Origin of the sequence: Nocardia mangyaensis (genome assembly GCF_001886715.1) — a bacterium.
Lineage (GTDB): Bacteria > Actinomycetota > Actinomycetes > Mycobacteriales > Mycobacteriaceae > Nocardia > Nocardia mangyaensis.
The window spans coordinates 4,845,470-4,858,000 of sequence record NZ_CP018082.1 but is presented as its reverse complement, the minus strand read 5'-3'; the positions used below and the strand labels follow the sequence as shown (position 1 = coordinate 4,858,000).

At 68.8% G+C, this 12,531-nt stretch carries 14 protein-coding genes; 13 read left to right on the top strand and 1 reads right to left on the bottom strand.

The window, feature by feature from the left end:
• Window positions 1-2: 2 nt before the first annotated feature.
• Complete coding sequence (coaD, locus tag BOX37_RS22085; RefSeq protein ID WP_071929311.1) at window positions 3-497, top strand: pantetheine-phosphate adenylyltransferase; 495 nt, start codon at window positions 3-5, stop codon at window positions 495-497.
• 23 nt (window positions 498-520) lie between these two features.
• Here coaD and BOX37_RS22080 read toward each other — a convergent pair whose 3' ends face one another.
• Window positions 521-1,051: a GtrA family protein gene (locus tag BOX37_RS22080; protein ID WP_071929310.1), complete on the bottom strand. Its 531-nt coding sequence runs from the start codon at window positions 1,049-1,051 to the stop codon at window positions 521-523.
• 250 nt (window positions 1,052-1,301) lie between these two features.
• Here BOX37_RS22080 and BOX37_RS22075 point away from each other — a divergent pair, with 250 nt between their 5' ends.
• The 12 genes from BOX37_RS22075 (at window position 1,302) to BOX37_RS22020 (ending at window position 12,509) form a co-directional block, all read left to right on the top strand.
• A complete protein-coding gene (locus BOX37_RS22075) occupies window positions 1,302-2,075 on the top strand; it encodes a DivIVA domain-containing protein (RefSeq protein ID WP_071929309.1) in 774 nt (257 codons plus the stop codon).
• 88 nt (window positions 2,076-2,163) lie between these two features.
• On the top strand, window positions 2,164-2,847 hold the full coding sequence (locus BOX37_RS22070; protein ID WP_071929308.1) for a YceD family protein: 684 nt from the start codon (window positions 2,164-2,166) through the stop codon (window positions 2,845-2,847).
• Between the two features lie 2 nt (window positions 2,848-2,849).
• Window positions 2,850-3,032: a 50S ribosomal protein L32 gene (gene rpmF / locus BOX37_RS22065; protein ID WP_022565580.1), complete on the top strand. Its 183-nt coding sequence runs from the start codon at window positions 2,850-2,852 to the stop codon at window positions 3,030-3,032.
• A gap of 23 nt (window positions 3,033-3,055) precedes the next feature.
• Entirely contained in the window at window positions 3,056-3,799 is a 744-nt protein-coding gene (rnc, locus tag BOX37_RS22060) for a ribonuclease III (protein WP_071929307.1), read from the top strand.
• Window positions 3,800-3,802: 3 nt separating this feature from the next.
• Window positions 3,803-4,663 carry a bifunctional DNA-formamidopyrimidine glycosylase/DNA-(apurinic or apyrimidinic site) lyase gene (gene mutM, locus BOX37_RS22055; protein ID WP_071929306.1) on the top strand — a complete coding sequence of 287 codons (861 nt, stop codon included), beginning with the start codon at window positions 3,803-3,805 and terminating at the stop codon, window positions 4,661-4,663.
• 22 nt (window positions 4,664-4,685) lie between these two features.
• Window positions 4,686-5,267, top strand: coding sequence for a dihydrofolate reductase family protein (locus BOX37_RS22050; protein WP_071929305.1), 582 nt, complete (start codon window positions 4,686-4,688; stop codon window positions 5,265-5,267).
• Between the two features lie 7 nt (window positions 5,268-5,274).
• Window positions 5,275-6,312 (top strand): PHP domain-containing protein, encoded by a 1,038-nt coding sequence (locus tag BOX37_RS22045; protein ID WP_071929304.1) that lies wholly within the window; start codon window positions 5,275-5,277, stop codon window positions 6,310-6,312.
• 70 nt (window positions 6,313-6,382) lie between these two features.
• Window positions 6,383-7,969, top strand: coding sequence for a PstS family phosphate ABC transporter substrate-binding protein (locus BOX37_RS22040; RefSeq protein ID WP_240504999.1), 1,587 nt, complete (start codon window positions 6,383-6,385; stop codon window positions 7,967-7,969).
• A gap of 284 nt (window positions 7,970-8,253) precedes the next feature.
• Window positions 8,254-9,423, top strand: coding sequence for a glycosyltransferase family 4 protein (locus tag BOX37_RS22035; RefSeq protein WP_071929302.1), 1,170 nt, complete (start codon window positions 8,254-8,256; stop codon window positions 9,421-9,423).
• Window positions 9,420-11,570: an amylo-alpha-1,6-glucosidase gene (locus BOX37_RS22030; protein WP_071929301.1), complete on the top strand. Its 2,151-nt coding sequence runs from the start codon at window positions 9,420-9,422 to the stop codon at window positions 11,568-11,570. The genes BOX37_RS22035 and BOX37_RS22030 overlap by 4 nt, the downstream gene beginning before the upstream one ends.
• Before the next feature lie 140 nt (window positions 11,571-11,710).
• Window positions 11,711-12,157, top strand: a complete 447-nt coding sequence (locus BOX37_RS22025; RefSeq protein WP_071929300.1) for an OsmC family protein — start codon at window positions 11,711-11,713, stop codon at window positions 12,155-12,157.
• A 70-nt stretch (window positions 12,158-12,227) separates the two neighbouring features.
• A complete protein-coding gene (locus BOX37_RS22020) occupies window positions 12,228-12,509 on the top strand; it encodes an acylphosphatase (RefSeq protein WP_071931774.1) in 282 nt (93 codons plus the stop codon).
• Window positions 12,510-12,531 lie beyond the last annotated feature (22 nt).

Below are 12,531 nucleotides of genomic sequence, written 5' to 3'. Positions count from 1 at the left end.
GTATGGCTGCAGCTCTGTGTCCCGGCTCCTTCGACCCGGTCACCAACGGTCACCTCGACGTGTTCATCCGCGCGGCCGCGCAGTTCGACGAGGTGATCGTCACGGTGATGGTCAACCCCAAGAAACAGGGCATGTTCACCGTCGAGGAACGAATGGAACTGCTGCGCGAATCGGTCGCGCACCTGTCCAACGTGCGGGTCGCGTCCTGGCAGGGGCTGCTGGTCGACTTCGCCAGGCAGGAGGGCGTCGGCGCGATCGTCAAGGGTCTGCGCGACGCCGGTGACTTCGGCTACGAGCTGCAGATGGCCCAGATGAACCACAAGCTCGCCGGTGTCGACACCTTCTTCATCGCCACCAACCCGTCCCTGAGCTTCCTGTCCAGCTCCCTGGTGAAGGAAGTGGCGGCCTACGGCGGCGACGTCAGTGACATGCTCCCTGCCGCTGTCCACAAGCGCCTCCTCGACCGCCTGGCCGAACGCAAGAACGGGTCCGCCTAGCCAGTAGGCGAACACGGGGGAGCCTAGAACACCCAGCCACGCAGGGCCAGGAACCGCATCCCGCCGACGGCGGCGGTGATGGCGAGCACGGCCACCGCCTGGGCGGTGCCGCCCAGGGTCGGTGCCCAGACGTCGAGCGCGGCCAGTCCCGCCGTGGTGATGCCGAGGCCGAGCAGGGCCAGCCCGCCGCCCTCCCACTGCGCGGTGAACCAGCTGACCCGGTCGGTCGCGTGGAAGGTGAGCTGGCGGTGCAGCTCGTTGGCGATGATCGTGCTCACGATCGAGCCGATGACATTGGCGATCAGCGGGCCGACGCCGTACATGGCGAAGAACAGCAGCACATAGGCGACATTGCTCGACCCACCGACCAGGGCGAAGCGGATGAGCTGCGGGAGCGCGCGGTCACCGCGCAGGTAGACCATCGTCCCGTTGCACCGCGGACGCATGGTGGGAACCGCCAGGCGCGGCGCCGGCACCGGGTACGGACCCGTCCACGGAGAGAGCATGCCCGCGACATGCGACACCGAGGTTCTCGGTGTTTCCAGAACGGTCATGGTCGGCTCCGATCCCCATGAAAGGTCTCGGGGAGAACAACAGCGAAAGACGTGCGGTGCTTCCCGGCGGACGGCATTGTCGTGCCTTCCGATGGTAGCGGAAGTGGAGGGTGAGACTCCATTTGAATTCGGTGCGATCTAGGACACTGTCGCGACACACCGCGCCGACATTCGGCACACGCGCCGTGGACGGGCACACTGGGCGTCGGCGGTAGTGGTTTCGCCGGGATTCCGCAGGAGGGTAGTGAGCATGTATCGGGTATTCGAAGCACTCGACGAACTGGTCGCCATCGTCGAAGAGGCGCGCGGCATCCCGCCGACCCGCAGCTGCATCGTGCCGCGCGGCGATGTCCTGGAACTTCTCGACGACGTCCGTGACGCGCTGCCCGGCGAACTCGACGACGCCCAGGACGTGCTCGACCACCGGGACAAGATCGTCGGCGACGCCCGCACCGGCGCCGAGGCGACCGTCACCACGGCCAACGAGCAGGCGCGCACCACCGTCGAGAACGCCCGCGCCGAGGCCGACCGCATCCTCGCCGACGCCAAGGAGCATGCCGACCGGATGGTCGCCGAGGCCACCGCGCACGCCGACCGGCTCGTCACCGCCGCCCAGGCCGAGGCCGACCGGGTGATCGCCGACGGCAACGCCGAATACGACGAGCTCACCGGTCGCGCCCAGATCGACGCCGATCGATCCATCGAAGCAGGTAAGGCGTCCTACGAGCGTGCCGTCGCCGACGGCAAGGCCGAACAGGCCCGCCTGGTCGCGCAGACCGAGGTCGTGCGGGCCGCGCACGCCGAATCGGCCCGGCTGATCGACGAGGCGCAGGCCGAGTCCGATCGGGTGCGCGCCGAATGCGACGACTACGTCGACGAGCGGATGGCCGATTTCGGCGGCAAACTCGCCGCGCTGGAGGAGACGCTCAGCACCACCCGGCGCACCATCACCCGCGGCCGCCAGCAGATGCGCGGCGGGCCCGCGCCCGAATACCCCGAATACGCTGCCGAGTACCGCCGCTGAGCCGAGGTCGCGTTTTGAGTTCCGGCGGGGTCCTGCCGTACTGTTGAGTGGTTGCCCACGATCCCCTCGACAAGTCAGTGAGTCAGTGATGTCCGCCCGATCCGGTTCGTCCGCGCGTCCGCACAAGACCAACGGTCCTGTGTCCGAGGCGGGTTTCGTGCTGGATGTCCGCAGTCTCGGCCGTCGGCCGGGCACGATGCGGGACGTGCGTCGCACGGCCACCGACCACGGGCGGCTGGGTCTCGACCTGATCGCCATCCCGGCCGACGCCGCGGTGGAACTCGACCTGCAACTGCAGGCCGTCTCGGAGGGCGTGCTGGTCACCGGCGCGGTGTCCGGGCCGACGGTCGGGGAGTGCTCGCGCTGCCTCGAATCGTTCGACGACCAGGTGGGGATTCGTCTGACGGAGCTGTTCGCGTATCCGGACAGCGCCACCGAGCAGACGACCGAGGAGGACGAGGTCTACCGCATGGAAGACGACCTCATCGATCTCGAGCCGGTGATCCTCGATGCCATCGGGCTGGAGCTTCCGCTGCAGCCGCTCTGTTCGCCGGACTGCGCGGGCCTGTGCCCCGAGTGCGGTGTGCTGATGGCGATTGCGGGTCCCGATCATGGGCATGAGATACTGGACCCTCGCTGGGCGAAGTTGGCGAGTTTCGCCGTCGACGCGCCCGGTACCGGCGACCCCGCTGAGGGTTCCACCCACCCAGACCAACCCGCATCCGCGGCAGATTCTGCTGTCGTGGTCAGCGAAAACCAAGAGGAGAAGTAGCCGTGGCTGTTCCCAAGCGCCGGATGTCCCGTTCCAACACCCGGTCGCGGCGCAGCCAGTGGAAGGCCGTCGCGCCGACCCTGGTCACCTGCCCGAACCGTGCCTGCGGTGAGAAGACCCTCCCGCACATCGCGTGCCCGTCCTGCGGCACCTACAAGGGCCGCCAGGTCACCGCTGCCGTCTGATCGTCTCGATCATCAGTAGCGACGTGACAGCAAGCAAAGACAGTGCGGGCACGGCCGATCACGCCAGCCTGCTCGCCGCCCTCGGTGTCGACGTAGGACCGGAGCTTCTGCGCCTCGCGCTGACGCACCGGTCCTACGCGTACGAGAACGGGGGCCTGCCGACCAACGAGCGCCTCGAGTTCCTCGGCGACTCGGTACTCGGCCTGAGTATCACCGAGCGTCTTTACACCGAGCACCCGGAGAAGTCCGAGGGTGAACTCGCCAAGCTGCGCGCCAGCGTGGTGAACATGCACGCGCTCGCCGAGGTGGCGCGTGGTCTCGGTGACGGTGGCCTCGGTCAGTACCTGCTGCTCGGCAAGGGCGAAGAGCTCACCGGCGGCCGGGACAAGCCGAGCATCCTCGCCGACGGCATGGAGTCGCTGCTCGGCGCCGTGCATCTCGAGCACGGCATCGAGGTGGCGCGCGGCGTGGTGCTGCGTCTGTTTGCCGATCTGCTCGAGCGCGGCCCCCGCATGGGCGCCGGTCTCGACTGGAAGACCAGCCTGCAGGAGCTCACCGCCGAACGCGGTCTCGGTGTGCCCAGCTACGAGATCACCTCGACCGGTCCCGATCACAACAAGGAGTTCACCGCCACCACGGTGATCGCCGGACGGTCCTATGGTTCGGGTGTCGGTCGCTCGAAGAAGGAAGCCGAGCAAAAGGCCGCCGGCACGGCCTACCAGGCCCTCACCGCCGAAGCCGCGGCCGAGTCCGCTCCCGAAGCCTGAGCCGTGCCCGAACTGCCCGAAGTCGAGGTGGTCCGGCGCGGCCTGGCCGAGCACGCGGTCGGCCGGGCCATCGAGGCGGTCACCGTCACCCATCCCCGCGCCGTGCGCAGGCATGTCGCCGGCGGGGCGGATCTGGCCGCCCGGCTCGCCGGCCTGCGCATCGACGCAGCCCAGCGGCGCGGCAAATATCTCTGGCTCACCTTCGACGAGCCCGACGCCGCCCTGGTCGTGCACCTGGGTATGAGCGGGCAGATGTTGGTGCAGCCCGCAGTCGCCCCGGTCGAGAAGCACGCCCACATCCGGGCCGCCCTCGACGGCGGCACCGAACTGCGCTTCGTCGACCAGCGCACTTTCGGCGGCTGGGCGCTGGGCGGACTCGTCGAGGTCGATGGCACCGTCGTCCCCGACTCGGTCGCCCACATCGCCCGCGATCCGCTGGACCCGCGCTTCGACACCGACGCCGTCGTCGCCGCGATCCGCGCCAAGAGCACCGAGATCAAGCGGGTGCTGCTCGATCAGACCGTGATCTCGGGCATCGGCAACATCTACGCCGACGAGGCGCTGTGGCGGGCCGGTCTGCACGGTTCCCGGATCGCCTCGGGCCTCAGCCGTCCGGTGGTACGGACCCTGTTGGTCGAGGTCAGCGCCGTGATGAGCGCGGCGCTGGCGGTCGGCGGGACCTCTTTTGACGCGCTGTATGTCAACGTCAACGGGGAATCGGGCTATTTCTCCCGATCATTGGCCGTGTACGGGCGCCAGGACGAGCCGTGTGAGCGCTGCGGGGCCCCGGTGGTTCGGGAACAGTTCATGAATCGGTCGTCGTTTTCCTGTCCGAAGTGTCAGCCGAAGCCTCGCCGTCGTTGATCGGGGCGCGCTACCGTTTCTTATGCGCAAGCTGACCTATTTCGTGGCATCGACGATCGACGGCTTCATCGCCGCCGAGGACGGGACGCTGGACTTCTTCCCGGTCGGTGGCGATCACGGTCCCGCGATCATCTCGCAGTATCCTGAGACCCTGCCGACCAAGGTGCGCGAGGCGCGCGGCATCGCGGCGCGCAACAGCTACTTCGACACCGTGATCATGGGCCGCAAGACCCACGACTTCGGCGTCCGCACCGGCACCGCCAGCCCCTACGAACACCTGCGCCAGTTCGTGGTCTCCACGACGCTGCCCGAACCGCCGGCCCCGGGCGTCGAGCTGATCAGCGCCGATCCGGTCGCGGCGGTGCGCACACTCAAACGTGAACCCGGACTGGGGATCTGGCTGTGCGGTGGCGGTGAACTGGCGCAGACGCTGCTGCCCGAGATCGACCAGGTGTTCCTCAAACTGCACCCGGTCCTGCTCGGCACCGGCCGCCCGCTGTTCGGCCCCGGTGTGAAACTGCCCGAACCGGAACGGTTCCGGGTGATCACCAGCCGCGTCTACACCGACGGGGTGGCGTTCGTGAAGTACGGCCGGATCAGGTAGCGCCACCGTGGCGACGGCGACGAGTCCCGGACCGGTGGCGGCCTTGCGTGAGATCGGGTTCTGGCTCGAGCGTTCGCGTGCCGAGACCCACCGGGTCAGGGCCTACCGGCGCGCCGCCGATGTCGTCGCCGGGCTGAGCGAGACCGAACGGGCCGAGCGCGCCCGCGCGCGCAGCTGGCGCGAACTGCCCGGGATCGGGCCCAAGACGGCCGCCGTGATCGAACAAGCAAGTGCCGGTGCGACTCCCGACTACCTGGTCGACCTGCGTGCCGCGGCCGAACCGATCGCGCCCGCCGGTGACGAGTTGCGTGCCGCGCTGCGCGGCGATCTGCACACCCATTCGGACTGGTCCGACGGCGGCAGCCCGATCGCCGAGATGATGGGCGTGGCCGCCGCACTCGGCCACGACTATTGCGCGCTCACCGATCACTCCCCGCGGCTGAAGGTCGCCAACGGACTGTCCGCCGAGCGGCTGCTGCGCCAACTCGACGTGATCGCCGAACTCAACGAGCAGCTGGCGCCGTTCCGGATCCTCACCGGCATCGAGGTCGACATCCTCGACGACGGCACTCTCGATCAGCGGGCTGATCTGCTCGAACGCCTGGATGTCGTTGTCGCCAGCGTGCATTCGCGGCTGCGCGACGACAGCGACACCATGACCAAGCGGATGGTGTACGCGGTCGCGAACCCGCATGTCGACATCCTCGGCCACTGCACCGGTCGCCTCGTCGAGGGCGGCCGCGGCACCAGGCCCGAATCCCGTTTCGACGCCGAACTCGTCTTCGAGGCCTGCCGCCGCTACAGCACCGCCGTCGAGATCAACAGCCGGCCCGAACGTCGTGACCCGCCGGGCCGGCTGATCGAGCTGGCGGTGGAGATGGACTGCCACTTCAGCATCGACACCGACGCGCACGCACCCGGCCAGCTGGCCTGGCAGGGCTACGGGTGCGAACGGGCTCTGGCCCACGGCGTCTCGGCCGACCGGGTGATCGACACCTGGCCGCTGGACCAGCTCCTGGCCTGGTGCCGAGAATCCGGTGGGTGAAGACTTGCTTAACACCTGACCCCATTGGGCGCCGAGCCCGGATCCAGCTGGTACACAGGCGATTACAGGCGTGTGCACAACAGCGGGGGAGCTGGTGGAGGAGTTTCCGTTCGAGGTCGTGTTGTCGGTCATCGGCGTGGTGGTGGCCGTGGCCGCGTTCCTGCGCGAGTTCGTTCTCGTCGGGCGTCGTCGGATCGGCTACCGGGTGCAGATGGACACTCCGGTCACCGGCGAGATCGAGTTCCCCGCGCCGAACACCCCCACCGACCCGGATGTCACCGGCGCCCTGCGTAATCTGCGCACCACGGTCGCCGGCGGGCAGGACTGGCAGCTGAAGAAGCTGTCGCTGGTGCTGGTGCGGATCGAGAACAGCGGTTCGCTCGGGATCGGCGCCGACGACTACACGATGCGCAGTGACGGACGGCCGACCGTTGGTCTGCACCTGAGCTTTCCGGGCCGCGAGGTGATCGGCGTGGCCGTCACCGAGCTCCAGGGGGTGCCGCGCGACAACCTCGGCGACGGCTCCGGCATCGCCCGACGGGTCGAAGGCAGCCCGGCGCACGAGCCGGGCCGCGTCTCGAACCTGGTCGGTGTCGTCGACTTGCCCAAGGTGCCGCTCGAACGCGGCGACCACTACAAGATCCTGGCTGTGCTCCACCGGCCCAACGACGAGGACCCGGCCCCGGAGCCCGAACTCGCGGGCGGTGTCAAAGGCGGCCGGGTGGTCAGGACCCGCAGCAACGCGCGCCCGCCGTGGATTCTGGTGGCGCTCAGTCTGTTCCTGCTCGTAGTCGTGGTCGTGCAGCTGGTCCTCGCTGTCGTTCGCGCCGATCGGCCGCCGCGCGACTGCGTGTCCGGTGACCTCACCGTCGTCGGCTCCTCGGCCATGGCGCCGATGATCCGTGCCGCCGCCGAGAGCTACGCGGCGACCTGTGCCGGCGCGAATTTCCGATTCGACTTCGCCGGGACCGAACCGGGGCTGCGCGCGATCACCCTGGCCGGGCCGACTCCCGACGTCCTCGCCATCGGCGACGGCGACAAGGGCGATTCCTTCGCGGCGCTGACCGAACACCCGCTGGCGCTGGCTTCGTTTTCGGTCATCGTGCACCCCGAGGTGGGCCTGAAAGACTTGTCGACTCAGCAGATCCGGGACCTGTACCGGGGCACGGTGACGAACTGGCGCCAGCTCGGCGGGCCAGATCTGCCGGTGGTGCTGATCGATCGGACCGCGGGCTCGGGCACCCGGCGGGCGCTGGAAGCCCGGCTGCTCGAGGACAACCGCAAGGTGTTCCGCTACACCAGCTGCGTCGGGAGGGCCGCTGGTGGGCCGCAATGCGAGGTCGACGTGACCGAGGAAGTGGCTACGTTCGTTGCCAAAATTCCTGGGGCGGTGGGCTATCTGGAGACCTCGGCGATCGGCGCCGACGTCGCGGCGGTCTCGATCGACGGCGTTGTGCCGAATCCGCAGACCTTGCGCGCGGGTACGTACCCGTTCACCGGTGTCGGGTACGCCTACACACACGGTCCGATCGCCGGTGATTCGCTGGTTGCCCAGTTCCTCGACTACCTGACCCGAGGTAAGGCCAGGCTCACCATGACCGAGTTCGGCAACATCCCCTGTGTGGACCCGGTCGAACCGACATTCTGTACGCCGTAGACCGCCTCTGACGGCGGAATCTCCTGTCCCGGCAGGGAATCGCCGAAAAGGAATCCCAGCAACACACTGGTTTACTCTCCGGTAGCGGGGTACGTTCCATGTCGGCCCCTCTGTTCAGGTGGCACCAGCACAGGTGCGCTCCACGCCTGACCAGGCCAACCATGCCCCATGGACGGCGGTGAAGCTCTCGTCTCCACCCCCGCCGAGGCGGCCATCTCTTGTTCGCGCAAGTGTTGCGAGGTTGTGTCCCTGGAAGGAAGGTCATGAGTGCAGACATGTCGGCAATGTCGCCGACCGGGTTCTCGACGTCCGATCTCTATTCGATCGAGCACAACGGTGGCCCACTGCGGATCGCGATGGTGGTTCCACCGTATTTCGATGTACCCCCCAAGGCGTACGGCGGCGTGGAGGCCGTAGTCGCCGATCTGGTCGATTCACTGTGTGAGCGCGGCCATCACGTCACCCTGTTCGGCGCGGGCGAACCGGGTACCAAGGCGAATTTCGTCCCGCTGTGGGACCGGATCCAGCCCGAGCGGCTCGGCGATCCGTTCCCCGAGATCGTGCACGCGCTGCGGGTGCGCCGCGCGATCGAGCGACTGGCCGACACCGAAGGCATCGATCTGGTACACGACCACACCTTCGCCGGTCCGCTCAACGCGCCCGCGTACGCCAATCTCGGGCTGCCGACGGTGGTCACGGTGCACGGGCCGGTGCAGGACGACTGCTACCGCTACTACAAGGAACTGGGCGAGGAGTGCTCGCTCGTCGCGATCAGCGACCGTCAGCGCGCGCTCGCACCCGACCTGCCGTGGGCCGGTCGCGTGCACAACGCCCTGCGGCCCGACCAGTGGCCGTTCGAGACCGAGAAGCAGGACTACGCACTGTTCCTCGGCCGGTTCAGCATGGACAAGGGACCGCATCTGGCCCTCGACGCCGCGCACGCGGCGGGCATCCCGCTGATCCTCGCGGGCAAGTGCAGCGAGCCGCCGGAGAAGGCGTATTTCGACGAGCACGTGCGGCCGCGACTGACCCCCGATGACCACGTGTTCGGCCTCGCCGACGCGACCGCCAAGCGTAAACTCCTCTCCGGAGCACGGTGTCTGCTGTTCCCCATTCGCTGGGAGGAGCCGTTCGGCATGGTCATGATCGAAGCGATGGTGTGTGGCACACCGGTGGTCGCCTTGCGCGGCGGTGCGGTGAGCGAAGTACTGGTCGACGGGGTGACCGGGCGGATCTGTGACGAGCCGGCCGAATTGTCCGCCGCCATCACCGAAGTCGCCACGTACGACCCGGCCGCCTGCCGGGCGCACGTCGTCGCGAACTTCGGCGACGAGGTCCTCGGCCACGGCTACGAGCAGGTGTACCGGCAACTGCTGGCGCGCACCACGATCGGCTACGACACCGCCTACCGGCTGCCCATGCCGGTCGGGGCGGCGATCAGCGGGCGCGCATGAGCCTGGACAGCACCTCGTCACCGACCCCGCTCAACGCGGGGGAACCCGCGGGGCTCGGCGGCAACGGCGGCAACGTCACCCTCGTCGAAGGCGGCACCTTCTGCCTGTCCGATCGGCTCGGCGACATCGAGCCGGGCAAGCCGCAGGGCCTGTTCTTCCGCGACGCCAGGGTCATCTCGCGCTGGGAACTGATGATCGACGGCAAGCGGCCCGAGGGCTTGTCGGTCCTGAGCCCGGAGGCCTTCGCCGCGCGGTTCGTGCTGCGCAGGCCGCCACAGCAGGGCCGGGCCGACAGCACCCTGCTCGTCGTGCGCGATCGGCTCGTCGCCGAAGGCATGCACGAGGTGATCACCCTCGAGAACATGAGCCGCGAGGCGACCGCGGTGGTGCTCGAGCTGCACGTCGACGCCGATTTCGTCGACCTGTTCTCGGTGAAGGAAGGCCGGATGGGCGGGCGCCGGGCGGAGATGACCACCGCCGACGGCGAGCTGCTGCTGCACGACCGCGCCGACCTCTCCCGTGGCCTCGCGCTCACCTCGACCGTCGAGCCGATGGTGCTGCCCGGCACCATGATCTGGCGGGTCGTGGTACCCGCGGGCGGACGCTGGCAGACCGAGATCACCGCGCAACCGGCCGGCGCCGCGCAACGTCCCCAGGTACAGGGCACCGTCGGTGAGCGGTACCGGGCCAGCGAGCCGGTGCGCAAGATCCAGGCGTGGCGGGCCACCGCCACCGACATCAGTGCCGATTCCGGCCTGCTCAACCGGATTCTGCGGCGCACCGAAAGTGACCTGGGCGCCCTGCAGATCCACACCGACTCGGGCACCGGCAGACCTTTCGTCGCGGCGGGCGCGCCCTGGTTCATGACGCTGTTCGGCCGGGACTCCCTGCTGACCGCGTGGATGTCGCTGCCGCTGGAAACCGACCTGGCTCTCGGCACGCTGCAACAGCTGGCCGAATTGCAGGGCCAGACGGTCGATCCGCTGGTGGAGGAGGAGCCCGGCCGGATCATGCACGAGATGCGGCGTGGTCCCTCGGTCGGACAGGTGCTCGGCGGCCAGATCTACTACGGGACCGTCGACGCCACCCCGCTGTTCGTGATGCTGCTCGCCGAATGCCTGCGCTGGGGTGCGGAACCCGCCTCGATCGCGACACTGCTGCCTGCGGCCGATGCCGCGATCGGCTGGATCACCGACTTCGGCGACCGCGACGACGACGGCTTCGTCGAGTACGTCCGCGCCACCGACCGGGGCCTGATCAATCAGGGCTGGAAGGACAGCTTCGACGGGATCAACGACGCCGCGGGCCATATCGCGCAGGCGCCCGTCGCGCTGTGCGAGGTGCAGGGGTATGTGTACGCGGCCTACCGCGCCCGCGCCGAACTGGCCGACGCGTTCGACGACCCGGCGCTGGCCACGCGCATGCGCGAGCGGGCCGCCGAATTGCGCACCAAGTTCGCGGAGCAGTTCTGGCTACCGCACTACGGCTGGTACGCCGTCGCCCTCGACGGCAGCAAGCGCCAGATCGACGCGCTCACCAGCAATGCCGCGCACTGTCTGTGGTCGGGTATCGCCACCGACGAGCACGCCGAGATCTTGATCCAGAATCTGGCCAAGTCGGAGATGGACTCCGGGTTCGGCTTGCGCACCCTGGCCTCGAACATGGGCGCCTACAACCCGATGAGCTACCACTGCGGGTCGATCTGGCCGCACGACACGGCGATCGCGGTCGCCGGGCTGATGCGCTACCAGCACGTGCCGGGCGCGGTCGAACTGGCGACCAAGCTCTCGGCCGGACTGCTCGACGCCGCGGCCGCGTTCGACGGTCGGCTGCCCGAGCTGTTCTGCGGCTTCCCGCGCGCTCGGTTCGCCGCGCCGGTGCCCTATCCCACCTCCTGCTCGCCGCAGGCGTGGGCCAGCGCGGCGCCCCTGCTGCTGGTCCGCTCGTTCCTCGGGCTCGACCCCGACGTACCCGACCGAACCCTGACGCTGCGTCCACAGGTGCCCGACGCGTGGGGCTGCGTGCGGATGTCGGAGTTCCGGCTGGGCGAGGCGACGGTCGACATCGAGGTCTGCGGGTCGGCGGTCACCGTGACCGGCCTGCCCGAGGGCTGGGCGCTGGTCACCGACGAGGAACGCACCGAGTAGTGCACGACAGCGGCGGGGCCGGAGCGCAGTGCTCCGGCCCCGTGCCGTGAGTGGGCCCGATCACCTCGCCGGAATGCCGTCACCGGCGTCGACGTTGCCAGGCGTGCGTTGCCTCCGACGAGAATGGCAGGATCTGACCCATGGCTGAGCAGCAGAGCGCCCCCGTGACCACCGCCCCGACCGAACTGTGGGTCGAGCGCACCGGAACCCGGGCCTACACCGGACGCAGTTCGCGCGGCGCCGAGGTGCTGATCGCCTCCCAGGGCGTGCCGGGCGCGTTCACCCCCGGTGAGCTGCTCAAGATCGCCTTGGCCGCCTGCACCGGTCTCAGCTCGGATCTGCCGCTCTCGCGCCGCCTCGGCGACGACTTCGACGCCACCATCCGGGTCTCCGGCGATGCCGACCGCGAGAACGAGGTGTACCCGCAGCTCGACGAGGTCGTCGAACTCGATCTGTCCGAACTCGACGAGGCCGCGCGCGAACGACTACTGGTCACCGTGGAACGGGCCGTCGACAAGGTGTGCACCGTGGGCCGCACGCTGAAGGCGGGTACCAAGGTGACGTTGAGCTTCGACATCGACGCATGAGCGGGCAGGCCCGGAGGCGGCATCGGAGCGTAACCACGCAGGGTCCCCGCTCATGCAGGTTGGACACAGCATGAGCGGCGAACCGGTTCGGCTCAGCGCCTGGGTGCACGGATACGTGCAGGGCGTGGGCTTTCGTTGGTGGACCCGTTCGCGCGCACTGGAACTCGGCCTGGTCGGCTTCGCCCGCAACCACGCCGACGGTCGCGTGCACGTGGTCGCCGAAGGGTCGCGAACGGTGGGAGAGAAGCTGCTGGAACTGTTACGGTCGGGCGGTGCTCCTGGCCGGGTCGATCTCGTTGTGGAAAGCTGGGAGCCCGCGCGGGGCGATATGACCGGATTCGAGGAGCGGTAGTGGTGACTTCGGGGGTCAGACA